The organism is Mesorhizobium sp. M1E.F.Ca.ET.045.02.1.1 (assembly GCF_003952485.1).
Taxonomy (GTDB): Bacteria; Pseudomonadota; Alphaproteobacteria; order Rhizobiales; family Rhizobiaceae; genus Mesorhizobium.
This window is the reverse complement of record NZ_CP034447.1, coordinates 7,081,273-7,105,604: the sequence shown is the minus strand read 5'-3', so window position 1 is coordinate 7,105,604 and position 24,332 is coordinate 7,081,273. Positions and strand designations below refer to the sequence as shown.

The 24,332-nt window shown below is 64.2% G+C and carries 17 protein-coding genes and 1 pseudogene; 7 read left to right on the top strand and 11 right to left on the bottom strand.

Annotated elements, in window-relative coordinates; genetic code table 11:
- Nucleotides 1–4: 4 nt before the first annotated feature.
- The 4 genes from EJ070_RS34810 to EJ070_RS34795 form a co-directional block, all read right to left on the bottom strand.
- Entirely contained in the window at nt 5–1,081 is a 1,077-nt protein-coding gene (locus EJ070_RS34810) for a D-alanine--D-alanine ligase family protein (RefSeq protein WP_126096032.1), read from the bottom strand.
- Nucleotides 1,082–1,092: 11 nt separating this feature from the next.
- Complete coding sequence (locus EJ070_RS34805; protein WP_126095389.1) at nt 1,093–1,713, bottom strand: C39 family peptidase; 621 nt, start codon at nt 1,711–1,713, stop codon at nt 1,093–1,095.
- A 218-nt stretch (nt 1,714–1,931) separates the two neighbouring features.
- Nucleotides 1,932–3,986: a bifunctional aldolase/short-chain dehydrogenase gene (locus tag EJ070_RS34800; RefSeq protein WP_126095388.1), complete on the bottom strand. Its 2,055-nt coding sequence runs from the start codon at nt 3,984–3,986 to the stop codon at nt 1,932–1,934.
- A gap of 192 nt (nt 3,987–4,178) precedes the next feature.
- Nucleotides 4,179–5,144, bottom strand: coding sequence for a sugar-binding transcriptional regulator (locus EJ070_RS34795; protein WP_126095387.1), 966 nt, complete (start codon nt 5,142–5,144; stop codon nt 4,179–4,181).
- A 173-nt stretch (nt 5,145–5,317) separates the two neighbouring features.
- On the opposite strand from EJ070_RS34795, the pseudogene EJ070_RS34790 reads away from it, so the two are divergent.
- Nucleotides 5,318–6,391: pseudogene (locus EJ070_RS34790) on the top strand (IS630 family transposase); the annotation flags it as partial.
- A gap of 123 nt (nt 6,392–6,514) precedes the next feature.
- Here the strand turns inward: EJ070_RS34790 and EJ070_RS34785 are convergent.
- Nucleotides 6,515–7,561, bottom strand: a complete 1,047-nt coding sequence (locus EJ070_RS34785; protein WP_210211964.1) for a helix-turn-helix domain-containing protein — start codon at nt 7,559–7,561, stop codon at nt 6,515–6,517.
- Between EJ070_RS34785 and EJ070_RS34780 the strand changes: the two genes are divergently transcribed.
- Nucleotides 7,551–8,339 (top strand): class II aldolase/adducin family protein, encoded by a 789-nt coding sequence (locus tag EJ070_RS34780; RefSeq protein ID WP_126095386.1) that lies wholly within the window; start codon nt 7,551–7,553, stop codon nt 8,337–8,339. The two genes, EJ070_RS34785 and EJ070_RS34780, sit on opposite strands and share 11 nt — an antisense overlap.
- Nucleotides 8,340–8,718: 379 nt before the next feature.
- On the opposite strand, the gene EJ070_RS34775 is transcribed toward EJ070_RS34780, so the two are convergent.
- Entirely contained in the window at nt 8,719–9,075 is a 357-nt protein-coding gene (locus tag EJ070_RS34775; protein ID WP_126095385.1) for an MTH938/NDUFAF3 family protein, read from the bottom strand.
- Nucleotides 9,076–9,423: 348 nt separating this feature from the next.
- On the opposite strand from EJ070_RS34775, the gene EJ070_RS34770 reads away from it, so the two are divergent.
- The 5 genes from EJ070_RS34770 (at nt 9,424) to EJ070_RS34750 (ending at nt 17,409) form a co-directional block, all read left to right on the top strand.
- Complete coding sequence (locus tag EJ070_RS34770) at nt 9,424–11,064, top strand: acyl-CoA synthetase (RefSeq protein ID WP_126095384.1); 1,641 nt, start codon at nt 9,424–9,426, stop codon at nt 11,062–11,064.
- Nucleotides 11,065–11,520: 456 nt separating this feature from the next.
- Nucleotides 11,521–11,754: a hypothetical protein gene (locus tag EJ070_RS34765; RefSeq protein WP_126095383.1), complete on the top strand. Its 234-nt coding sequence runs from the start codon at nt 11,521–11,523 to the stop codon at nt 11,752–11,754.
- Nucleotides 11,755–12,189: 435 nt separating this feature from the next.
- Nucleotides 12,190–12,795, top strand: a complete 606-nt coding sequence (locus tag EJ070_RS34760; protein ID WP_126095382.1) for a TetR family transcriptional regulator — start codon at nt 12,190–12,192, stop codon at nt 12,793–12,795.
- Between the two features lie 53 nt (nt 12,796–12,848).
- Complete coding sequence (locus EJ070_RS34755; protein ID WP_126095381.1) at nt 12,849–14,012, top strand: efflux RND transporter periplasmic adaptor subunit; 1,164 nt, start codon at nt 12,849–12,851, stop codon at nt 14,010–14,012.
- Nucleotides 14,013–14,259: 247 nt separating this feature from the next.
- A complete protein-coding gene (locus EJ070_RS34750; RefSeq protein ID WP_126095380.1) occupies nt 14,260–17,409 on the top strand; it encodes an efflux RND transporter permease subunit in 3,150 nt (1,049 codons plus the stop codon).
- Between the two features lie 156 nt (nt 17,410–17,565).
- On the opposite strand, the gene EJ070_RS34745 is transcribed toward EJ070_RS34750, so the two are convergent.
- The 5 genes from EJ070_RS34745 to glnT all read right to left on the bottom strand — a co-directional run bounded on the left by EJ070_RS34745 (nt 17,566) and on the right by glnT (nt 24,309).
- Nucleotides 17,566–18,192, bottom strand: coding sequence for a sarcosine oxidase subunit gamma family protein (locus EJ070_RS34745; RefSeq protein WP_126095379.1), 627 nt, complete (start codon nt 18,190–18,192; stop codon nt 17,566–17,568).
- Nucleotides 18,185–21,166 (bottom strand): sarcosine oxidase subunit alpha, encoded by a 2,982-nt coding sequence (locus EJ070_RS34740; protein ID WP_126095378.1) that lies wholly within the window; start codon nt 21,164–21,166, stop codon nt 18,185–18,187. The genes EJ070_RS34745 and EJ070_RS34740 overlap by 8 nt, the downstream gene beginning before the upstream one ends.
- A 202-nt stretch (nt 21,167–21,368) precedes the next feature.
- Nucleotides 21,369–21,644, bottom strand: coding sequence for a sarcosine oxidase subunit delta (locus tag EJ070_RS34735; RefSeq protein ID WP_126095377.1), 276 nt, complete (start codon nt 21,642–21,644; stop codon nt 21,369–21,371).
- Between the two features lie 10 nt (nt 21,645–21,654).
- A complete protein-coding gene (locus EJ070_RS34730; protein WP_126095376.1) occupies nt 21,655–22,908 on the bottom strand; it encodes a sarcosine oxidase subunit beta family protein in 1,254 nt (417 codons plus the stop codon).
- A gap of 93 nt (nt 22,909–23,001) precedes the next feature.
- Nucleotides 23,002–24,309, bottom strand: a complete 1,308-nt coding sequence (gene glnT / locus EJ070_RS34725) for a type III glutamate--ammonia ligase (protein ID WP_126095375.1) — start codon at nt 24,307–24,309, stop codon at nt 23,002–23,004.
- Nucleotides 24,310–24,332 lie beyond the last annotated feature (23 nt).

The following is a 24,332-nucleotide window of genomic DNA, read 5'->3' as shown; positions in this document are numbered from 1 at the left end:
TCCTTCAGGCCGATCGCGCGGCGCGGGCGAGCCCATGCGCCACCAGCCGGTCGATGACCTCCGGATAGCTGACGCCGCTTGCCGCCATTGCCTTGACGTACATGCTGATGTTGGTGAAGCCAGGAATGGTGTTGAGCTCGTTGACCAGGAACGTCATGTCCGGCATCAGGAAAAAGTCGACACGCGCCATGCCGTCGCAACCGACGGCTCTGAAGGCCCTTGCGGCCATGTCGCGCATGCCTTGCTCGACCTCCGGCGGCAGTTCCGCCGGCACGATCAATGCCGCGCCGTTTTCGTCGATGTACTTGGCATTGTAGTTGTAGAATCCGTGACTTTCCGCGGGCACGATCTCGCCCGGCCGCGAGACGAAGAGTTCGCCCGCGGGGTCCTCCAGCACGCTGTATTCGATCTCGCGCCCCCGAACGAATTCCTCCGCCAGCAGCTTGCGATCGTGCTGGAAGGCTTCCGCGAGCGCCCGATCGAATTCCTGGCTGGCGTTGACCTTTGCGACGCCAACCGACGAGCCTTGGCGCGCCGGTTTGATGAACAGGGGCAGGCCAAGCTGGTCCTCCAGAACGGCGAGGGAAGGCGCCGCATCCTGATCGATCGTCACCGAGCGCGCAACAGGCACCCCCGCCGCCTTCAGAAGCCGCTTGGCGATTTCCTTGTCCAGCGCCGTGGCGGAACCCAGGATGCCACAGCCGGCGAGCGGCACACGCGCCACTTCCGCCAGTCCCTGCACCGCGCCGTCCTCGCCATGCAGGCCGTGCAGGACGGGAAACAGGATATCGATGGCTGGCAGATCGTGCGGTGGCCCGCCGGCCGGAATGGCCAGCATCCGTCCATGCCCGCCCGGCACCAGGCAGATATCTGTGCCGCTTGACGGAGTCGCAAGCGCGCCGTCCCGGTAGCTGCTCAGCAGCCAGTGGCCCTCGCGCGTGACGAAGATCGGAACGGCATCGTACTTCGCCGGATCCAGCGCATGCATAACATTGGCCGCCGAAAGCAACGACACCTCGTGCTCGGCGGACCGCCCGCCGAACAGCACACCAATACGCAATCTTTTCGCGGCCATCGATATCTCCGCAATGGTTAGGGTTTGAGACCGACGGCGATGCCGCGCCTGGCGAAAAAGCGGTCGAAGGCGGCTAGCGGCAGCGTTACGTTCGCCTGGCGCTCCCGATCGTGGCCGGACGGGTTGTGGAAGCGGATTTCGCCGTTCGATGCTGCCGTCACCAGCACCAGATGCCCGCCCTTCGACGGCGGCTCGCGCTCGGGCCAGCGGATCCCGGGATGCACCGAGGCGATGAAGTAGCGCCATCTGGAAAGTAGTCCGGACACCATGGCCATATCAACATTCGTCATCGTCTCGGCAGAGAGGCCGAAACGTTCGCCGACGAACCTGACGAAGGGCTCGTAGATCAGCCCTTTGATCGAGCCGTCCGCCTCGTTCACGACATAGCCGCCGTAGGCCGTGCAGGCGCGGGCGAGCTCGAGCGTCGGGTGAATTTCGCCCCGCGCGGCAAGGATCATCTTCAGGCAGGCCATGCCGCAGACATTGACGGCCCAGCGCGCATAGTCCTCGATCGTATCTGCGCCGGACTTGCGCCACAGCGGATCTCGGCACAGAGCCGACGGCCCCTCCGCCAAGAGCGGCAAAGTCATGCCAGGCGATTCCCACTGGCTGAAATAAGGCACTTCCCTGGATTGCATGCCGGCCCAGCCTTGTGTTTCGCACGCGAGGCGCAAGGCCCCTTAAAGCTGCTCGAGCAATAAGCGAAGGATTTGAGCGGATTTTGGTCAGTTACAGCAGTTTTCTAGCAGAGGTGTGAAACTGGCTTACATTCGGGGAAATGCGTCAGGACAGGAGGAGAGAGCGGTTCGTCGTTCTCGTAAGATGACGAACCGCCCCGGGAAATGTCTTTACTTCTTCAACGCAGCGCTGCTGCTATGTTGCCGCCGTCCACCGTCGTGACGTCGGCCGTGGTGCGTTCCGCGAGCGCCTGGTGCAGGAAGGCCTGCGCCACGTCGTCGGCCGTCACTTCCTGCCCGAGCAAATTGCCGGACATGTATTCCTTTTCCGACACGCCGCGCGCGCCGGAGCGGCTGGCGATCATGGCGTCGGTCAACAGCCCGGAGCGGATGCGGTCGGCGTTCACCGCATTGGAGCGGATGCCATAGGCGCCGTAGTCCAGCGCGTATTGCCTCGACAGGAACAGCGTCGCCGCCTTTGGCAGGCCGTAGGCACCGAACTTCGGCCCGGGATTGACCGCCTGCTTGGAAGTGTTGAAGAGCAGCACGCCGCCCGTGCGCTGTTCGAGCATGATGCGCACCGCATTCTGCGCCGCCGACTGGTGGGCGAAGAAGTTGAGCTCGAAACTCTTGCGCAGGAGCGCGTCATCGAGCTCGCCGATCCGGCCTTCCCAGGCGGCGCCGGCATTCGAGACCAGAATGTCGACGCCGCCATAGACGGCGACGGCCTTGTCGAAGGCCGCGCGCATCTCGGCCGGATTGGTGATGTCGGCGCCGATGCCGATCGAATTGTTGCCTGCCGCTTTCGCCGCTTCCGCAGCCTTGGCCGAATCGAGGTCGACGATGACGGCATGCGCGCCATTGGCGGCGAACAGCTTGGCCGTCGCAGCCCCGATGGCGCCTGCGCCGCCGGTGATCAGCACCACCTGGCCAGTCAGCGGCTTCGGCTTGTTGGAAGCGAGCTTCGCCTGCTCCAGCGACCAGTATTCGAGCGGGAAGAGGTCGGCCTTGGAGAGCGGCTGGAAATTGCCGATGGCTTCCGCGCCCCGCACCGCCTCGATCCACATCTCGCCGACGTCGGAGGCGATTTTCGCATCCTTCAGCGTGCGGCCATGGCCGAACATGCCGAGGCCGGGCACCAGCGTCAGACGCGGCATCGGGTCGAGCATGGTGCGCTTGACGTCGTCCAGCGCGTCATTGGTCTCGAAATAGGCCTGATAATCCTTGGCGAAAGTCTCGACATGGCTACGGATGACGGCCTTATAGTCGCCGAGCTTGTCGGCGTCCGGAGCCGGTATCGCCATCGGGCCGGTCTTGATGCGGATCGAAAGGTCCGGCGTCGAGACGCCGCGCCCGGCATAGTCGGCGATTCTCGCCGAGTTGATGAAATCGACGATCGCGTCGGAAGTGCGGAAATCGCTGATCATGCGATCGAAGCGGCCTTCGCCGCGCGCCACCGCCACCGCGCCGCGCAGCATCGGCGCGATGTCGCCAGGCTTGGCGAGCCTCGCCGGCAGCGCCGCCTTGGCCGCCTGCGCCTTGCCGTTCTTCGCGACATACTCCTCGGCGACGTTCACATAGTGGATCATCCGGTCGTAGGCCTGCCTGGCGTCGTCGCCGAAGGTGAAGATGCCGTGCTTGTCGAGGATCAGTCCCTCGACGGTTGGGTCGGCGTCAAAAACTTCCGCAGCGGCCTTGGCGAGGTCGAAGCCTGGCTTGATGTAGGGCACATAACCCATCTTGTCGCCGAACACCGTCTTCACCAGCGCCTTGCTGTCTTCCTGGTCGACGATGGCGAGGATGGCGGTCGAATGCGTGTGGTCGACGAATTTGTGCGGCAGGAAGGCGTGCAGCAGCGTCTCGACCGACGGGTTGGGGGAGGTGGGGTCGATGAGGTTGGAGCGCTGCAGCGCCACCATGTCCTCGTCGGAGAGGCCGTCCAGCGTGCGTGCCTTGAGCAGCGCGCCCATCTTCACCGCCGGCAGGCCTTGCGGCTCGATGACGGCCATGTCCCAGCCGCTGCCCTTGACGCAGAGCACGTCCCATTCATCGCCGACGAGATCGGTGGCCTTGGTCTTGCAGGAGGTGTTGCCGCCGCCATGCAGCACCAGCCGCGGCTCGCCGCCGAGAAGACGGGTCGTGTAGACACGCAGCGCGAGGTCGCCATCGACGCCCTTCTTCGCATAGTCGGCAACCATCTTTTCCGCGTCGGCGTCATTCCAAAGATTCTTCATTTCGTCCGTCCGATGTCCGTCTTTTGCTCATGAACAGAAAGCCGCGACGTCTTGATGACAGAAGCGGCGAGGGTGGTTTTCCCAGAGCATGATGCCGAAAAGTGTGAAGCGGTTTTCGGACGACATCATGCTCTATCTCTTTGATTTAGAGCCGGATGATCTCAGGTCGATTCGACCTGAGATCATCCGGCTCTAGGAGGCCTTTTTGCCGACCGCGCCGACGTGATCGAGAAGGCGCGCGGCCATATGCGCGCCGACCACCAGATGCGTGCAGAGTCCGCCGGCGATTGCCGCCAGCAGCGGCTCGAACTTCGTGTCCTCCTGCACTACCATCAGCCGCTTCCTGATTGCGCGCAGCGAGGCGAGCTCGGCTGAGATGACTCGCCTGTTGTAATCGCAGTCGAGCACCTCGCCCCTGGCGTCGATGACCTGCCCGGCAATGACGCCGGCGGCGCCTTGCCTGCGCAGCGCGGCCATTTCGGCCGGCGTCAGTGCGCCGCATTTCACCAGATGGCTGTCGGCGTCGACCGCGCCGACCGAATAGAGCGCGAGATCGCAGTCGCTGATGCCGGCAAGCTGGTCGCGGATCACCGGCTCGGCGCGCAGGCCGCGAGCGAGTTCCTCGGTCGACAATACAAGGGGCGCGTAGAAATTCAGGCCCTTGGCGTTCAGCCGCCGCGCGATCTCCATCGTGCACTGGTCGGGCCGGTAGGAATAGGGCGCGCCGAGATTGCCGCAGAGCTGCACCACGGTGACGTCCTGCAGGTCGGCATAGGACATGATGTCGGCGATGGTGTAGACGGTGCGGCCCCAGGCGACGCCGATGCGGTCGCCCTTCTTCACCAGCTCCAGGAAGACGCTCGCCGCCAGCACCGCGATGTCGGTCGACGGATCGGCGACATAGGCGTTCTCGGGCGCTATCCAGACGGCATCGAGCTTGAAGGCGTCCTCAAGCCGGCGCGCCATCACATCGTCGGTGAAGAGTTGCGTCGAGGTCGAGATATTGACGATGCCGGTCTCGCGCGCCTTGCGCAGATACATGGCCACCGATGCGCGCGAAATCTTGAGCTGGTTCGCCACCTCGTCCTGGCGAAGGCCGTGAGCGTAGTAGAGCCAGGCGGCCTTGTGGATGAGCTGTTCTGCCGGTCTGATCGCCATGCCGCCTCCTCGGCTGACATTAGTCACGGCTCTCGACAAAAGTCAAATCAGGGCAGATCGGTGTAATAGTCCGCCGGCACGATGCAATTGAGACAGCCATTCTAGTGGTTTCCACCTAACAGAAGAGTCCAAATTGGGATTCCCCTTTGGCGGCGTGTGTGCGAGTCTGCCGGATGCGCACAGGAATCTCGCTCACCGTTTCTTCGATTGATCGCCAGCGCCTGGCTGCACTGCTCAGGGATCGCAATGCGCCGCAGAAGCACGTCTGGCGGGCCGAAATCATCCTGCTGAGCGCCGATGGCGTCGGCACTGTCGAAATCATGCGGCAAACCGGCAAGTCCAAGACCTGCGTGTGGCGCTGGCAGGAGCGCTTCGCCGCGGAAGGTTTCGAGGGACTGTTGCGCGACAAGACGCGACCCTCGCGCATTCCGCCGCTCCGACCGGAAGTGGCCGAGCGCGTGGTGGCGCTGACATTGAAAGACTCGCCCGGCGAAACGACGCACTGGACCGCCGACATGATGGCGCAAGCAGCCGACATCAGCGCCAGCGCGGTCAGACGCATCTGGAAGGCGCACGGGCTGCAGCCGAACCGCTGGCGGCAGTTCAAGCTCTCCAGCGATCCGCAGTTCGTCGACAAGCTGCGCGACGTGGTCGGCCTTTACGTCGACCCGCCGGCGCACGCCATCGTGCTGTCGGTCGACGAGAAGAGCCAGATCCAGGCCCTCGACCGCACCCAGCCCGGCCTGCCCATGAAGAAAGGCAGGCTCGGCACCATGACCCACGACTACAAGCGCAATGGCACGACCACGCTGTTCGCCGCCCTCAACGTGCTCGACGGCACCGTCATCGGCAGGAACATACAGCGCCACCGCCATCAGGAGTTCATTCGCTTTCTCAACACCGTCGATGCCGAGGTGCCGGCCGACAAGGCCGTTCACGTCATCCTCGACAACTACGCCGCCCATAAGCACCCTAAGGTGCGTGCCTGGCTCAACCGCCATCAGCGCTTCACCTTCCACTTCACCCCCACGTCTTGCTCCTGGCTCAACGCCGTCGAGGGCTTCTTCGCCAAGCTGTCGAAGCGACGCCTCAAGCGAGGCGTCTTTCATTCTGTCGTCGACCTGCAGGCGGCCATCAACCGCTTCCTCGCCGAGCACAATCGACAACCCAAACCCTTCACCTGGACCGCCGACCCCGACAGAATCATCGCCGCCGTCAAACGTGGGCACCAAGTGTTAGATTCAATCCACGTGGTGAAAATTCAACGCTTGGTACCCAAAGCGAAATGCCGCTCAGACCCACTTTCTGCCGTTCCGCTCCAGAACTCGAAAGGAGAGTGCCGACCCAAACTGCTATTTCCGTAGCCAGCCTCAGGTCGAGGCCTTCGCGCCCAAGCGGAAGCTTCGCGGAGTCGCCTGAAATGTCTTCCGGAACGTTCTGGAAAACCCGGCGAGCGAGCCGAAACCGGTGGCGATGGCGATTTCGGTGACCGGCATCTCCGTGCTACGCAGGAGATCGAGCGCATGGTTGAGACGTAGCCGCAGATAGTGGTCCGAAGGCGACGGGCCGAGCCCCTTGTGACAGCGTAGCCGCAGCCGTTTCGGGCTGAGTCGCAAGAGCCGTGCTATCTCCGGAAGCTCCAACGGCTCGGACAGGTGGGCCGCCATGATCTCCATCATCTCCAGCAGCACCGGATCGGACGTGCGCTGTATGCGCTGCCGCTCCGTCCCGGTGCGGATCGCGCCATGGGCCATATCGCCTGAGGTGACAGTGGCGAGCTCCGCGGACGCGATCTGCGCTATCCAAGCCAGCATGGCATCCCCGGTGGCCATGCCACCGGCGGCGGTCAACCGGCGACCGTCCAGGCAATAGATGCTGTCGCTAATCGCGATCTCGGGCCAGGACTCACGGAAGCCCGCCTCGGCCTCGTGATGCAGTACAGCCTGATGACCTGCGAGATATCCGAGCTTCGCCAGCACCATCGTGCCGGTGTCGAGCCCGCCAAGCACCGCGCCTGACCGGTCGGCTCGCGATAGCAAAGCTCCGAGGCCGGGCGGCTGCACCGCGAAGGGTTCGTAGCCCGCGCAGAGCAGCACGAGGTCGAAATCCTCGCCGCCGGCCCAGCCGGTGAGATCGGGCGAGACCAGAGCTCCGTTCGATGCCGTGACCGGTTCCCCGGTGGCGGTGCGCGACTCCCACGTGAACAGCTTGTGGCCCGCGTGCTTGTTCGCAATTCGCATGGTCTCGGTGGCCAGCACATAGGCCAGCATTTGGAACCGCGGGAAGAGAACCAGGCAGACATGAGGCATGTTGGGAGTTTGGTGGATAGTTTTTGTCATTTCAAGGCAAATACCTCCGTTCGGTTCATCTACTCTGCCGGCTATCGACAACACGAGGATTCGCCCCATGAACATCATGACCCCGACGCCTGCTGGCCAGCGCCCTGCCAACTGCTCGGACGCCGAGTGGGAAGCCCGCTGCGAATTGGCCGCCATCTACAACGCGCTGGTTAAGTACCGGCTGACCGACCTGACCAACCAATGGCATGCGATCCGCGTTCCCGGCGAGGAAGCGTTGCTGACCCATCACTATGGCTGGATGCACGAGGAGGTGACGGCTTCGAACTTGATCAAGGTCGGCTTCGATCGCACCAATCACAATCCGGAGAACGGGAAGCCGAACCCCTCGGCCACCGAGATCGGAAAGCTGTTCTTCGAGGCAGAGCCGGACAAGAATTGCATCATGCACATCCACACCAAGGCGATCATGGGCGTCTCGGCCCAGGCCGGGGGTATCGGCCCTTACAGCCAGGCTTACCTGATGATCGGTGGGGGCGATGTAATCGGGTACACGGATTACGAGTTCGAGTGCACCGACAATTTCCTTTCTGGCCTCCTGCGGGCCGGACGCGGCAAGAAGGCGATTGTCGAGGCCTGGCATGGCGCCTTCGTCTTCGGCCGCGACGCGGGCGAGGCTTTCTTCCGCTCCTTCTATCTCGATCAGGCCTGTGCCGTGCAGCTCCAGGTGCAGCAGTCGGCGCCAGCGGGCGCGGAGATCAGGACGATCCCCGAGAACGAGCAGCAGCGTCACCTGCAGGACATGGCAGCCAGCGACTGGTATGCCTATGAGGGCGAACTCGAATGGCTGGCGATCCGTCGCCGGCTCGATGTGGAAATGCCGCGCTACAAGACCTGAACAAGGCAGCGTCGGGGCTGCCTTCTAGAGAATACGCCCCGATCGCGGTCGGCCTCACTTCAGCCGCGTGCTCTCTCGACACGGATCGCCGTTGAACGCTTGGCAGCCACCGGTTGCGGCGCTGGTTACTCGTTCCGGTCAACGAGACGTACGGCAGGAAACCACTCCATGCGGGCTTACGGTGCCGGTACCAAGCGCAGACTTTCATCACTAGCGGCCAGAGCGCGCTCCCGGGCGGTGCCCTTACGGAGCAGCGCTCAGGCAGCTGAGACGGACCGCCCCCGATTGGTCAGCCCGACCGCGAACATGGCGCCGCAGATCGCTCGCATATGCAAAACTGAGCCGGGCCGCCGACGTGTCGATCGCGCCCATCCGCGTTTCAGCAGGTAACGTGAAAAAGGCCGATCTTCTTCGCATGCGACTTGTTGAACACACGGATTGCCTCGGGGGTGGGTTGCAGTAGTACGTTGCAGCCCTTTTTCGCGAAATATGCCTCAGCTTCCGGCGATAGATGAACGTTGCCCATCTGGCCCGAGCCGAGAATGAGCTGCTCGCATCCTCTTTCGAAGACAAACTTCGCCTCGTCTTTCGAGAGGACGTGCGAGGTGCCGTAGTATTTCTTCGACAGCTTCTTCTTCCGCTTCTCCACTTCGCCGGAGAGGCGAACGATCACGTCGTGCTCATAGGTCTTTCCGTCAATCGTAATGGTGCCGAATGTGGTGCCTTCGATCTTCATGGCCTGATCCTCCTAGTTCTCAGCGCGAGGCTTTTCCTCCCGCCTCGGCAGACGGACCCCCTTGGTTCCCATCGACCTTCGGACCCCCCGAGGGTTCCGCGCCATTTCGTCCTCCGAGCCAATTATAGTATGGATCATGGGCCTGCCAAAGCGTGGTACCTTGCCCCTTCGATCTCTGCGAGGGAACGTCCGCTCAGGGTCGAAATCGGTATTTCGACTCCGGTACCAAGCGTCAGATTTCCACCACTAGCGGGCGCGCATATCATAGCATTTCCCGGTCGTTCGGGGGGATGGCGTGATCGCAGAGCTGCGGCTAGAAAGCTCTAAAAGACCTAAGGGGAGGATGGGATGGCCAATCCCTACGAACAGGATCTCGACAGGAACGCCGCCAACCACCAGCCACTGACGCCGCTCACCTATCTTGAGCGCGCTGCCAAGACCTATCCCGACCATGTTGCCATCATCCATGGCAGCCAGCGCATCTCCTACCGCGAGTTCTGGCACCGTTCGCTCAAGCTCGCCTCGGCGCTGTCGAAGCATGGCATCGGCAAGGGCGATACGGTGACGGTGATGCTGTCGAACACGCCGGCGATGCTGGAGGCGCATTTCGGCGTGCCGATGGTGAAGGCGGTTCTGCATTCGCTCAACACCCGCCTCGACGCCGCCGTGATCGCCTTCCAGCTCGACCATGCCGAGAGCAAGGTGTTGATCGTCGATCGCGAATTCTCTGGCGTGGTCAGAGAGGCGCTGGCATTGGCCAAGGCCAAGCCATTGGTCATCGACTATGACGATCCCGACTACGCCGCCGATGCGCCCTATCCGAAAGGCGAGCGGATCGGCACGATCGACTACGAAGACTTCGTCGCCGGCGGTGATGAGGCTTTCGCCTGGTCGATGCCCGACGACGAATGGGACGCCATATCGCTCAACTACACTTCCGGCACGACAGGCAATCCGAAGGGCGTCGTCTACCACCATCGCGGCGCGGCGCTGATGGCCTACACCAACACCATCCATGCCGGCATGGCCAAGCACGCGGTCTATCTCTGGACGCTGCCGATGTTCCACTGCAACGGCTGGTGCTTCCCATGGACGCTCGCTGTGCAGGCCGGCACCCATGTCTGCCTGCGCTGGGTGCGGGCAAGGCCGATGTATGATGCGATCGCCGACCACGGTGTCACCCATCTCTGCGGCGCGCCGATCGTCATGTCGGTGCTGATCAACGCCAAGGACGAGGACAAGCGCCAGTTCCCGCAGACGGTCACCTTCAACACCGCCGCCGCGCCGCCACCGGAGGCCATGCTGTCCGGCATGGCCGATGCGGGCTTCGCCGTCACCCATCTCTACGGCCTGACCGAGACCTACGGGCCGGCGGTCGTCAACGAATGGCACTACGAGTGGGACGAGCTCGGGAAGGGGCCAAGGACGGCGAAGAAGGCGCGCCAGGGCGTACGCTATGCCTCGCTCGAAGGGCTCACGGTGATGAACCCCGAGACGATGGCCGAGACGCCGGCCGACGGCGAGACCATCGGCGAGGTCATGTTCCGCGGCAACATCGTCATGAAAGGCTATCTGAAGAACCGCAAGGCGACCGACGAGGCCTTCGCCGGCGGCTGGTTCCATTCCGGCGATCTCGGCGTCATGCACCCTGATGGCTACATCCAGCTCAAGGACCGTTCCAAGGACATCATCATCTCGGGCGGCGAGAACATCTCGTCCATCGAGGTCGAGGACGCTCTCTACAAGCATCCCTCCGTCGCCTCCTGCGGCGTCGTCGCCCGCGCCGACGAGAAGTGGGGCGAGGTGCCGGTCGCCTATGTCGAGCTGAAGCCCGGCAAGACGGCAACAGAGGCCGAGATCATCGAGCACTGCCGCGGCCTGCTCGCCCGCTTCAAGGTGCCCAAGGCCGTGATGTTCGCCGAAATTCCAAAGACCTCGACGGGGAAGATCCAGAAGTTCCGGCTGAGGGACATGGCGAAGGGGGCGTAGGCCTGCGTCACGCATTTACGCTGTGGCTGCGACCTGGGAGAGTTCGCCTCCGCCGTTCGCGACGTCGTCATTCGAGCAAACGCATTAAATCCGCTCCCGGCGCCCGATGGAGATCCGGTGGGAAAATCGGGTTTTCTGGCGGGATGAATAGCGCGCGCGCCGTCGTTAACTGCAAAGCGAACGGTCGGATCGAGCCATCGGCGCGACCCTGGTAACGGTTGATTTAACCGCTGCTGGTATTGTGAAAGTGGCGGCTCCGACGGTGTGGCAGGGGTGCTGGGCGTCGAAGCCGCCTGCGCGGCCAATGGGCAGTAGACCGCGCTGTCTCAGAATAGGACAGCGCGGTCTATGATTAGTTAATGCTAATGGACATTCCCGGGTAAGCTCTCGCCGTTTCGGGATTGGCCGGCCCTGGCATCCGTGTTGCGCGGCGGTTCCGTCTTGGAGGAAGATGGAATGGGTTTGGCCAATGACCTGTTCGACAAGGCGTTGACGTTTCAGTGTCCGCGCTGCCACGCCGCGTTGATCAAGAAAGGCTCCTGGATCAAGAGCGTCACAACTTTCAAGTGCGAACGGTGCCACAAAACGGTGCGGCTGTCCTATACGGACAAGCTGGCGATTTTCGAACGGCATCGACGTCAGACAGCATTGTCCGCGAGCAACGAGCGGCCCGGCACGCTGGCGGGGTAGGCCAGGACAGGCCGGGCCTCACCGGCGGGGACAGTGACGAAAAACAACCCGCCGGCTGAAATGGTGATATCAGGCATCCCTGGTGTTTTCGCCATGCGAACGAAGGACGCCCGGCGCGGCGCACTTGCGAGCATCAAAGGCTGGGATCGCCGCGATGCAAGGCGCAAACCCGGCTCTACAAAATCGACGCGATTTTCGGACGGGCTCCCCAGTTTCCTCCGCTGGCTCGCGACGTCATCCATCCTGAGGTCTGCGCCTCGCTTCGCTCCTTGCTTGGCCCTCAGATGGCGACGCTCGTGGTAGCCGGCCGCTCCTCACTGTCACCATCTGTCACCATTTTGTACGCGTACATCGATTCCGCGTTGACTCTTCGCTCCTTTCGATTTACGAGTGACGAAAATTGAAATTCGTCACTCGTTATTTGACAGAGAGCTAATGTCCGAAGCTGCCAACATCGTGGCCGACCCCGCCAGACAGGAGAATGTGACGCGCATTCTCGACTGCGCCGAGCGTCTGTTCAGGCACTATGGCTACGGCAAGACTAACGTCGCCGACATTGCCCGCGAGCTCGGCATGTCGCCGGCCAACATCTACCGCTTCTTCGCCTCGAAGGTCGAAATCCACCAGGCCGTCTGCGGCCGCATGCTCGGCGCCAGCTATGCGATGGCCTACGAGATTTCGCGCCTGCCGCTCAGCGCCGAGGAGCGGCTGCGCCGCTACGTGCATGCCCAGTACAAGATGACGCTCGAGGTCATGCTCGATGACCAGAAGGTGCATGAGATGGTCATCGTCGCGCTGGAGCGCGACTGGGGTGTTATCGACAAGCATGTCGACCGCATCCACGACCTGTTCGCCGAGGTGATCCGCGAGGGCATCGAGGCCGGTGAGTTCAGGAAGCAGGATCCGGTGATCGCCTCGCGCTGCTTCGGCGCCTCCACCGTCATCCTGTGCCATCCGCAGATGGTCGCGCAGTGCCTTGCCAAGACCAACCGGGCGATGCCCGACGACCTCATCGACTACGCAATCAGAGCCTTGAAATAGCCGCCGCCCGCCGGGTGTCGGTCGACGTTCATCTCCAGTTCGGGAGTGCTAAGGTGTCTTTGTCCAATTCCATCCTCCGCAAGCTGCCTGCCGCTGGCCTCCCAGTCGTCGGCATCATCGTCGCGGCACTTGGGCTTGCCGGCTGCACCCAGGAGAAGGCGGCGGTCGTCCAGGAAGTCGTCCGTCCGGTGAAGGTCGTCGAGATCGGTAAGGCCGAGACCACACGTCAGCTCGATTATTCCGGTTCGGTGCGCGCCCGCACCGAAATGAATCTCGGCTTCCGCATCGCCGGCAAGGTCACCGAGCGTCTGGTCGACATCGGCCAGCATGTGAACGAGGGCGACGTGCTTGCCCGCGTCGACTCGTCCGACTACGAGCTGTCGGTGAAGAGCGCCCAGGCGAGCCTCGATGCCGCCGAGCGCCAGGTCGAGACCGTCGATCTTGCCAAGAAGCGCGCCGAGCAGCTTTACGCCAAGAACTTCGCGCCGAAGTCGCAGCTCGATCAGGCGGCGCTGACCTACGATCAGGCGGTGGCAACGCGCGATGCCGCCCGTTCGACCCTGGCCCAGGCGCAGAACCAGGTCCACTACACCGATCTCAAGGCCAGCAAGGCTGGCATCGTCACCGCCATCTCGGCCGACATCGGCCAGGTGGTCGGCGCCGGCACGCCGGTGATGACGGTTGCCGTCGATGGCGAGAAGGAAGTGCTGATCGCGGTGCCCGAAATGGACATCGCCGGCTTCCGCCCGGGCAAGGAGGTCAAGGCGGGCTTCTGGTCGGACGATGCGCTCACGCTCGACGGCAAGGTCCGCGAGGTTGCCGGCAGCGCCGATCCGCAGTCGCGCACCTTCGCGGTCAGGGTTTCGCTCCCCAACGATCCGCGCGTGTTGCTCGGCATGACCGCGAACGTCGAGGCGACCGTCGGCAGCAAGGCTGAGCTGGTGTCGATCCCGCTGACCGCGATGGCCGAGAAGGACGGCAAGCAGATCGTCTGGACGGTCGACCGCGCGAGCGACACGGTCCATCCGCGCCCGATCAAGGTCGCCAACTTCACCGCTGACGGTGTCGCCGTGGCCGATGGCCTGAAGCAGGGCGACGTGGTGGTAGCCGCCGGCACGCAATTCATGACCGAGAACCTGAAGGTCAAGCTTTCCGGCGACGTCGCCCAGCAGTCCGCTTCGGCTGAGGAAGACGTCGCCACCAGTAGCCTGCGCTAGCGCGAGGCGTAACGAACGCCTTTCCCGCCTCGCTGCGCGAGCCGCGAGCCGGGGAGGGGCATGGGTTCCGGGCGGCGAACGCGCCCGATCGACGAGATGCCGGCTGTTGGTATCCCCCGCACCATGGCCGCGTCCAGCGCGATTGCGAGTCTCTCTCCGCTTGAGGTGCTCGCCGCCCGGAAGCCCACCGAGCAATTCATGAGTAATGGCAAGCGTGCCTTGCCGGCCAATTGGACTGGACTGCGCCATGACCACCGACAGCAGCACCGAAAAGCGGCCCTTCAACCTCTCGCGCTGGGCGATCGGACATCCGAGTATCGCCCGCTTCCTGTTCGGCCTGATCATCCTGGCCGGCGCGCTCGGCCTGATGCGCATGGGCCAGAAGGAAGACCCCGACTTCACCTTCCGCGTCATGGTGGTGCAGGCGGTCTGGCCCGGCGCCTCGATCCAGGACATGGAGGACCAGGTCGTCAACAAGATCGAGCGCAAGCTGCAGGAAACGCCGCATCTCGATTTCGTGCGCTCCTACACCCGCGCCGGCAGCGCCATCATCACCTTGCAGGTCAAGGGCGACACCAATGCGGAGGAGGTGAAGGACGCCTTCTACCAGGTGCGCAAGAAGGTCGGCGACATTGCCAACGAACTGCCGCAGGGCCTGCTCGGGCCGTACTTCAACGACGAGTTCGGCGACACCTTCATCACGCTGCATTCGATCAGCGGCGACGGCTTCACCTATCCGGAGCTGAAGAAGTTCGCCATCCAGGCGCGCGACATGCTCTTGACGACGCCGGGCGTCGAGAAGGCAGTCATCATCGGCGACCAGCCGGAGAAGATCTACATCGACGTCTCGTCCAAGGCGCTCGCCGAGCGCGGCCTGACCATTATCGATCTGCAGAACGCCGTGAAAGGCCAGAACGCCGTCGATCCGGCGGGCTCGGTCGATACCGGTCTGCGCTCCGTGCGCATCTCGGTCGAGGGCGACGTCACCAGGGCCGCCGACATCCGTGAGCTGAGACTCCGCGCCGGCAACCAGGTGACGCGTCTCGGCGATATCGCCACGGTCACCTCCGGCCTCGAGGATCCCTACCAGCGCAAATACCGCTTCAACGCCCACGACAGCGTCCAGGTCGGCGTCGTCATGGCCAAGGGCTTCAACGTCAGGGACGTGGGCAAGGATGTCGAGGCAACCTACAAGCGCTTCGAGGAAGGCCTGCCCTACGGCGTTGCGGTCGACCAGATCTCCGACCAGCCCGAGGTGGTCAAGGATGCCGTCAACGAGTTCATGGAGGCGCTCGGTGAAGCGCTGCTCATCGTTCTCGTGGTCTCGTTCTTGTCGATCGGCTGGCGCTCCGGCCTGGTGATCGCGATCGCCATCCCGCTGGTTTTAGCCGCCACCTTCGCCATCATGTACGAGATCGGCATCGACCTGCAGCGCATCTCGCTCGGCGCGCTGATCATCGCGCTTGGCCTATTGGTCGATGACGCCATGATCGTCGTCGAGATGATGGAGCGAAAGCTCGAGGAGGGGCTGGTCAAGATCGAGGCGGCAAGCTTCGCCTATACCTCGACCGCCTTCCCGATGCTCACCGGCACGCTGATCACCACCGCCGGCTTCATCCCGGTCGGCTTTGCCGCCTCCACCGCCGGCGAATATGTGCGCACGCTGTTTTACGTCGTCGGCATCGCGCTGGTCGTGTCTTGGTTCGTCGCGGTCTATTTCACGCCGTGGCTGGGCTATATGATCCTGAAGCAACGCAAGCACGCCGGCACCCATCATGATGTCTTCGACACGCGCTTCTATCGGCGCCTGCGCTCGACGGTCACCTGGGCCGTGCGCCATCGCATCATCGTCCTGGTGATGACGCTGGTCACCTTCGGTACCAGTCTCTGGGCCTTCCAGTTCATTCCGCAGAACTTCTTCCCGCAGTCCTCGCGTCCGGAGATCCTGGTCGATCTCTGGCTGCCGGAAGGCACCTCGATCAAGGAGGTCGAGAACCAGGCCAAGGCGCTGGAAGCCAGGATGATGGACGATCCTGACAAGCGCTTCATCGCCACTTATATCGGCGAGGGCGCGCCGCGCTTCTTCCTGCCGCTCGACCAGCAGCTCAGGAACCCGAACTTCGCCCAGCTCCTGGTGATGGCCAAGGACGAGCCGGCGCGCGAGCGGCTGATCGTCAAGCTGCGCGGCATCCTTGCCAAGGACTTCCCCTCGATCCGCGGCAAGGTCGACCGGCTGTTCCTCGGTCCGCCGACCGGCTGGCCGGTGCAGATGCGCATCATGGGTCCGGACCGCCAGGAGGTGCGTCGCATCGCCGACGAGGTGAAGGCGAGGTTCCAGGCGAACCCGCTGCTCGGCGCGGTGCATGACGACTGGCTGGAGCCGGTGCCGGCGATGAAGCTGGTGATCGACCAGGATCGCGCCCGTGCGCTCGGCGTCACCTCGCAGCGCATCCGCCAGATGCTGCAGGCCACCATGTCCGGCGCGCCGCTCGATGATTTCCGCGACGGCGAGGAGACGGTCTCGATCGTTGCCCGCGAGCCGGAGGCGACCCGCAAGCTGCTGTCCTCGGTCGACTCGGTCTACATCCCGACCGACTTCGGCGGCTCGGTGCCGCTGTCGCAGGTGGCCAAGGTCGTGCCCGTCATGGAGCAGGGCATCGAGTGGCGGCGCGACCGCCTGCCGACGATCACCGTGCGCGGCACGCTGCCGGACGGCGTGCAGTCGAACGACGTCGTCACCAAGATGTACAACGACATGAAGGATCTGCGCGCCGGCCTCGCGCCCGGTTACAAGATCGAGATCCAGGGCGGCGCGGAGGACTCGGCTGAAAGCCAGGCCTCGATCGCGGCCAAGGCGCCGATCATGCTCGCCATCATCGTCATATTGCTGATGGTCCAGCTCCAGCATTTCGGCAAGTCTATGCTGGTGCTGGCCACCGGTCCGCTGGGCATCATCGGCGCCGCCGCGGCGCTTCTGATCAGCGGCGCGCCGTTCGGCTTCGTCGCCATCCTCGGCGTCATCGCGCTGCTCGGCATCATCATGCGAAACTCGATCATCCTGGTCGATCAGATCGATCAGGACATCGCGGCCGGCATGGAGCGATCGGAAGCGATCGTCGGCGCCGCCGTGCGCCGCTTCCGGCCGATCATGCTGACGGCGCTGACTGCCGTGCTGGCGCTGATCCCGATCTCGCGCGCCGTCTTCTGGGGACCGCTCGCCTACGCCATGATGGGCGGCATCCTGGTCGCGACCGTGCTGACCATCCTAGTGCTGCCGGCCGGCTACGCCCTGTTCTTCGGCCGCGAGCCAAAGAAGGCCAAGACCGACGAGCAGGCCCCCGAGCCGGAACAGATCGAAGGCATCGAAAGACCGCAACTGGCGCTCGCTGCGGAATAGAGCATGATCCCGAAAAGTGCGTAGCGGTTTTCGGAAAAGATCATGCTGAAATGAGGAGACAGGTGGCAACCTCGGATCATCCGCCATCGGCGAAAGCCGGTGGCGGATGATCTGTATTTAGGGGGTAGCGGCGCGTGAAAGCCGGCTGGCTGGCCGTCAGCCGAGGTCTTCGGAATGGGCGATCGCGACGCCGTATTCAGCGGCCGCATCAAGCATGGTGTGCCAGAGGCTCTCGGCAAAGGTTGCGAAGATCAGCAGGTTGAACACGGCCTGGCCGTCGTCCCGGTCCTTGCCGCGCCAGAGCGTGACGCTGGTGTGATCCACCGACGTTGCCGCCGCCGCGCCGACCGGGAACGCGGCAGGATGCAAATCAATCGAAGACAGCTTGGCGAGCAGCGCGCGCGCCTTCTCGCCTGAAATGCTGATCAGTGCCCGCGCGTGCGATTGGTCGGAAAGGGAGGCCGATCCGGCAAAGACCGGGGCAAGCATCTCCATCGTGTGCTTCCCGCCTTTCGACAGCACGAGGAACTGATCCGGTCCGGACCAGATCAATGTTGCGTGGGCCGCGTCGACCGCCCTTGGCGTTTCCGGAGCCGCGACGCCGAAGTGGGCCTTCGCGGCCTTAGTCATCTCGCCCGTCCTGCCGCGCCGCGCCATCACCTGCACGAGGCCGAAATCGCGGATCTCGGTCAGCGACACGCCGGCTTCGCCCTGCGCGCCATAAGAGCTGGCGACAAGCGCGCGGTCGAGCGGGCTGCGGACATCCCAGGAAAACTCAGCCACGCTGGCGCCCCCCATCCGGATCGTAGAAGACGGAATTGCAGAGCTCGACATCGTAGTCCTCGCCGCGCAGCGGATCGTGCGCGCGCACGATCTCGCCGATGCGCTCGCGGCCGCGCTCGACGAGCCCGAGCCCGATCCATTGATCAAGCATTGGCGAGAAGCAGACCGAGGTGACATAGCCCTGATCGTTGTCGGGTCCGGGGGTCTCGCCCTTCGGAATGATATGCGCGCCGGAGCGCAGGCGGCGCGCCTTGTCGGTCGGCTTGATGCCGACGACCACCTGCCGGTCCGGCGCGACCAGCGCCTCGCGGCCGGCCATGACGCGGCCGACAAAATCCTTCTTGGTCGACATCATCTTGCCGAGGCCGAGGTCGGCGGCCGTGGTGGTGCCGTTGAGCTCCGGCCCTGCGACATGCCCCTTTTCGATGCGCATCACGCCCAGCGCCTCGGTGCCGTAGGGTGTCACGCCGAAAGGCTTGCCGGCGATCATCAGGTTGCGCGCCAGCGCCTCGCCGTAGCGCGCCGGCACCGATATCTCGAACGCCATCTCGCCGGAGAAGGAGATGCGGAACAGCCGCGCCTTGATGCCGCCGCGCAACGCCACTTCGCGGGCGCCCATGAACGGAAAACCTTCGTTCGACAGGTCCTCGGACTCATCAACGATCTGTTTCAGCAACTCCCGCGCGCTCGGCCCGGCGATGGAGAACTGCGCCCACTGATCCGAAACGGAAGTTAGCTGCACGTCGAGTTCGGGGAACAGCACCTGGCGGCAGAATTCGAGGTGCTGCATCACCAGCCCCGCCTTGGCGGTGGTGGTGGTGAGGAAATAATGGTCCTCGGCCAGCCGCGAGGTGGTGCCGTCGTCATAGACGATGCCGTCCTCGCGCAGCATCAGCCCGTAGCGCGCCTTGCCGACAGCGAGACTGGAGAAGGCGTTGATGTAGACGCGGTCCAGGAAGATGCCCGCGTCGGCGCCATGCACGTCGATCTTGCCGAGCGTCGAGACATCGCAGAAGCCGACGCCGCCGCGCACCGCCTTGACCTCGCGGGTCACCGATTCCAGCCAGTCCTTCTCGCCGGCGCGCGGATACCACTGCGCGCGCTTCCAAAGGCCGGTGTCGACGAACACGGCGCCCTGTTCAGCGGCCCAGTGGTGCGAGGGTGTCAGCCGCGTCGCATGGAAATTCTCGTCGCGATGGTGGCCGGCGAATGCGCCTATGGCGACCGGCGCGTAAGGCGGCCGGTAGATCGTCGTGCCGGTCTCGGGAATGGATTTGCCGCTTACCGCCGCCATGATGGCGAGGCCGGTGACGTTGGATGTCTTGCCCTGGTCGGTCGCCATGCCGAGCGTGGTGTAACGCTTCAGATGCTCGACCGATTCAAAGCCTTCGCGCTGGGCCAGCTCGACGTCGGACGCGGTGACGTCGTGCTGTTGGTCGACAAAGGCCTTGCCCTTGCCGGCGACATGCCAAAGCGGCGTCAGCGAAAAGGCCTCGTCGTCGGCGACGGGCATGGACCCGACATTGCCGCTTCGTCCGGCATCGCGCGCTGCGGCGGCGCCGGTCTCAAAACCCTCGCGCAGGCAGGTGCCCAGGCCGAAGGCGCCGTTGGCGGCGCCTGCCGCGGCCATGCCGGGCGGCGCGCCGTCCGGCACGAAGGCGGCGATGTCGTCGCGCCATTTCGGCCGGCCGCGATGGTAGGAGGTGAGGCCGACGGCCGGGTTCCAGCCGCCGGAAATCGCGAGCCCGTCGGCTTCGACTTCGGCGCGCGCGCCGCCGGTCAGCGAAATGGACATCTTGCGCACGCCGTCCTTGCCGCCGTCGACGGCGGAGACGGAGCCGTGCAGCACTGGGAAGCCGCCCTTGGAGGCAAGCGAGCGATGCGCCGGCGAGATCTCGGGCCGCGCATCGATCACGGCGGCGACCTGCAGTCCGGCGGCGATCGCCGTCTCCACCGTGCGCCAGCCATCCTCATTGTTGGTGAAGAGCGCGATGCGCCGCGCCGGCGTCGCCGCGTAGCGGGCGATGTAGCTGCGCATGGCGGACGCCATCATCACGCCCGGCGTGTCGTTGCCGGCAAAGACGATGGGACGTTCGATCGCGCCGGCAGCGACCACGCAGCGCTTGGCGACGATGCGCCACAGCCGCTGACGCACCTGATGCTCGGGCGGCACCGGCAGATGGTCGTTGACGCGTTCGACCGCGCCATAGGTGCCGCCGTCATAGACGCCGAACAGCGTGGTGCGCGCCATTATGCGGACATCCGGCATCGCCGCGAGCTCGCTCAGCGTGCGCGCAATCCACTCCGAGGCCGGCAATCCATCGATCGTGCCACCATCGGCCAGCAGGCGGCCGCCGAGGACAAAATCTTCCTCGCACAGGATGACGCGCGCGCCGCTGCGACCGGCAGCGAGAGCCGCCGCCAGGCCCGCCGGACCCGAGCCGGCGATCACCACGTCGCAATGCGCCCAGGCCTTGTCATAGTGATCCGGATCGGAAACGCCGGCGGCACGGCCGAGGCCGGCGGCGCGCCGGATCGCCGGCTCGTAGATCGCTTCCCAGAATTTTGCCGGCCACATGAAGGTCTTGTAGTAGAAGCCGGCGACGAAGATCGGCGCGAAGAGCTGGTTGACCGACATGACGTCGAAACGGAGCGACGGCCAGCGGTTCTGGCTGGCGGCTTCCAGGCCATCATAAAGCTCTGCCGTCGTCGCCTTGGTGTTCGGCTCACGCCTGGCGCCGCTGCGCAGCTCGACCAGCGCGTTGGGCTCTTCCGAACCTGCGGTCAGGATGCCGCGCGGGCGGTGATATTTGAACGAGCGGCCGACCAGCTTGATGCCGTTGGCGACCAGCGCGGAAGCCAGCGTATCGCCCTTGAAGCCGAAGAGAGTCTTGCCGTCGAAGCGGAAGCTGAGCGCGTCCGAGCGATCGATGAGGCCGCCGGACGGGAGGCGATTGGATTGGCTGGAAATCACGATGCCCGGCCTTCGATTGGTTCGACTTCATGGGAGACGTTTGCGCCGCCCCTTACCCTCCCCCTTGTGGAGAGGGTCGCTGCGAAACAGCGGGGCGGGGGGACGGCGCCGACCCCCACCCGGACCTGCGGTCCGACCTCCCCACAAGGGGGAGGTAGGGAGCTGGCGATCTTCGCCGCAGCACTGACTTCGACAGGAGAACTCATTTCGCAACCTGCCTAGCCCCAGCGCCCGCCGCCGGCTCTACGGCCGAAATCTCATGCGTTAGCGTGTTGCGGGTGACCTTCAGCCAGGCCCGGCAGCCGCCGCCATGGTACCAGTGCTCGCTCATCACGCCGGCGATGTTGTCGCGCAGGTAGACATAGTCGTAGACGGCGTCCTCGCCGGCACCGGCCGCCGGCCGTTCCGGCTTGGCGTCGCCGAGATAGGTGAACTCGCCGAGTTCGCGTTCGCCGCAGAAGGGACAGACTATCCGCATGACAGGGCCTTCAGTGCAGGTTCGGTTGGGCGCCCTGGCCCTTTTCGTCGATCATGGCGCCGCGCTGGAACCGGTCGAGGCGGAAGCTGGCGGCTTCCTTGTGCGGTACGTCGCGCGCGATGAGATGGGCAAAGACCAGGCCTGAGCCGGGCGTCGCCTTGAAGCCGCCATAGCACCAGCCGGCGTTGAGATAGAGGCCGTCGATCGGGCTCTTGTCGATGATCGGCGAGCCGTCCATCGACATATCCATGATGCCGCCCCACTGGCGCAGCAGCCGTATGCGGCCGATCATCGGGATCAGCGCCATGCCGCCTTCGCAGACATCCTCGACGACCGGCAGGTTGCCGCGCTGGGCATAGGAATTGTAGCCGTCGATGTCGCCGCCGAAGACCAATCCGCCCTTGTCGGACTGGCTGACGTAGAAGTGCCCGGCGCCGAAGGTCATGACGTTGGGCAAGAGCGGCTTGATCGCTTCGGAGACGAAGGCCTGCAGGACGTGGCTTTCGATCGGCAGCCTCAGTCCCGCCATTGCCGCGACGCGAGACGAAGAGCCGGCAACCGCCATGCCGACCTTGCCGGCGCCGATCCGGCCGCGCGAGGTCTCGACGCCGGTCACCTTGTCGTTGGCGTCGCGCACGAAGCCGGTGACCTCGCAGTTCTGGATGATGTCGACGCCGAGCTCGCTCGCAGCATGCGCATAGCCCCAGACCACGGCGTCGTGGCGCGCCGTGCCGCCGCGTCGTTGCAGCAGCCCGCCCTGGATCGGAAAGCGCGCATTCTCGAAATTGAGGAACGGCATCATCTTCCGGAGCGCCGCCTGGTCGAGCAGCTCCGCGTCGATGCCGTTGATGCGCATGGTGTTGCCGCGCCGGGCAAAGGCGTCGCGCTGGGCGTCGGAATGATAGAGGTTGATCACGCCGCGCTGGCTGACCATCGCGTTGTAGTTCAAATCCTGCTCCATCCGCTCCCACAGCTTCATCGAAAGCTCGTAGAAGCCGGTGTTGCCGGGCAGGCCGTAATTGGAGCGGATGATGGTGGTGTTGCGGCCGGCATTGCCGGAGCCGATCCAGCTCTTCTCCAGCACAGCGACGTTGCGGATGCCGAACTCGCTGGCGAGGAACCAGGCCGTTGCCAGCCCATGACCGCCGCCGCCGATGATCACCACGTCGTAGCGATCCTTGGGCGCGGCGTCCCGCCAGGTGGGCTTCCAGTTCTTGTGGCCGGAGAGGGCGGCGCGGGCGAGCGAGAAGATCGAGTATTTCATAAAATCATTCCAAGGCCGCTCGCCTTACGCCGAACCTTTCTTGACGCATCGGATTTGCCCGAAGACCGCTTCACCCTTTTCGGTCCGATGCTTCTAGATATCCAGCGTGTGGTCGCGCTCCCACTGCGTGAAGTGCGAAGCATAGGAATTCCATTCCTGCTGCTTCAGCTTTAGATATGCCGACGAAAATTCCTCACCCAGCGCCGCCTTGAGCGATTTGTCGTTGTCGAATTCGCGCAACGCATCGAGCAGGTTGAGCGGCAGTTTCGGCGCATCCGTCACGGTATGGCCGAACTGGTACATGTCGATGTCGTAGCGCTTGCCGGGATCGGCCCTGGAGCGGATGCCGTCGAGGCCGGCGGCGACGATCACGGCCTGCAGCAGGTAGGGATTGGCCGCGCCGTCGGGCAGGCGCAGCTCGAAGCGGCCGGGACCGGGCACGCGCACCATATGGGTGCGGTTGTTTCCGGTCCAGGTCACCGTGTTCGGGGCCCAGGTCGCCCCCGAAATCGTGCGTGGCGCGTTGATGCGCTTGTAGGAGTTCACCGTCGGATTGGTGATCGCGGCTAGCGCCGAGGCATGCTTCATGATGCCGCCGAGGAAGTTCCTGCCCTTGGCGGACAGCCCGAGTTCTTCCGAATTGTCGGCGAAGACATTGGTCTTGCCGGTCTCGTCCCAAACCGAGATATGCGCATGGCAGCCATTGCCGGTCAGGCCCTGGAAAGGCTTGGGCATGAAGGTCGCGCGCAGGCCGTGCTTTTCCGCGACAGACTTGACCATGAACTTGAAGAAGGAGTGCTTGTCGGCGGTTGCCAGCGCGTCGTCGAAGGCCCAGTTCATCTCGAACTGGCCGTTGGCGTCCTCATGGTCGTTCTGATACGGGCCCCAGCCGAGCGCCAGCATGTGGTCGCAGATCTCGGCGATCACGTCGTAGCGGCGCATCACCGCCTGCTGGTCGTAGCAGGGCTTGGACGCAGTGTCGTACTGGTCGGAGATGGCGCTGCCGTCCGGCGAGATCAGGAAGAACTCGGCCTCGATGCCGGTCTTGACATGCATGCCGTCTCGGGCGGCCTCGGTGATCAGCCGCTTCAGCGTGTTGCGCGGCGCCTGCTCGACCGACTTGTCGTCCATGATGCAGTTAGCGGCAACCCAGGCGACCTCGCGCTTCCATGGCAGTTGAATCACCGAATCCGGATCCGGCACAGCCAGCATGTCGGGATGCGCCGGCGTCAGGTCGAGCCACGTCGCGAAACCGGCGAATCCGGCACCGTCCTTCTGCATGTCGGCGATCGCCTGCGCCGGCACCAGCTTGGCGCGCTGCCCGCCGAACAGGTCGGTGTAGGAGATCATGAAATATTTTACGCCGTTCTCCTTGGCGAATGCGGCGAGATCGTTCCCCATTATAGTTCCTCGCTTATGTGATC

What these genes read in the sequence shown, in the direction of transcription:
- EJ070_RS34750 (WP_126095380.1), top strand. Translation starts at nt 14,260, where the DNA reads ATGACCACCGACAGCAGCACCGAAAAGCGGCCCTTCAACCTCTCGCGC.
- EJ070_RS34765 (WP_126095383.1), top strand. Translation starts at nt 11,521, where the DNA reads ATGGGTTTGGCCAATGACCTGTTCGACAAGGCGTTGACGTTTCAGTGT.
- EJ070_RS34760 (WP_126095382.1), top strand. Translation starts at nt 12,190, where the DNA reads ATGTCCGAAGCTGCCAACATCGTGGCCGACCCCGCCAGACAGGAGAAT.
- EJ070_RS34780 (WP_126095386.1), top strand. Translation starts at nt 7,551, where the DNA reads ATGAACATCATGACCCCGACGCCTGCTGGCCAGCGCCCTGCCAACTGC.
- EJ070_RS34800 (WP_126095388.1), bottom strand. Translation starts at nt 3,986, where the DNA reads ATGAAGAATCTTTGGAATGACGCCGACGCGGAAAAGATGGTTGCCGAC.
- EJ070_RS34775 (WP_126095385.1), bottom strand. Translation starts at nt 9,075, where the DNA reads ATGAAGATCGAAGGCACCACATTCGGCACCATTACGATTGACGGAAAG.
- EJ070_RS34795 (WP_126095387.1), bottom strand. Translation starts at nt 5,144, where the DNA reads ATGGCGATCAGACCGGCAGAACAGCTCATCCACAAGGCCGCCTGGCTC.
- EJ070_RS34730 (WP_126095376.1), bottom strand. Translation starts at nt 22,908, where the DNA reads ATGAAATACTCGATCTTCTCGCTCGCCCGCGCCGCCCTCTCCGGCCAC.
- EJ070_RS34770 (WP_126095384.1), top strand. Translation starts at nt 9,424, where the DNA reads ATGGCCAATCCCTACGAACAGGATCTCGACAGGAACGCCGCCAACCAC.
- glnT (WP_126095375.1), bottom strand. Translation starts at nt 24,309, where the DNA reads ATGGGGAACGATCTCGCCGCATTCGCCAAGGAGAACGGCGTAAAATAT.
- EJ070_RS34785 (WP_210211964.1), bottom strand. Translation starts at nt 7,561, where the DNA reads ATGATGTTCATGGGGCGAATCCTCGTGTTGTCGATAGCCGGCAGAGTA.
- EJ070_RS34735 (WP_126095377.1), bottom strand. Translation starts at nt 21,644, where the DNA reads ATGCGGATAGTCTGTCCCTTCTGCGGCGAACGCGAACTCGGCGAGTTC.
- EJ070_RS34805 (WP_126095389.1), bottom strand. Translation starts at nt 1,713, where the DNA reads ATGCAATCCAGGGAAGTGCCTTATTTCAGCCAGTGGGAATCGCCTGGC.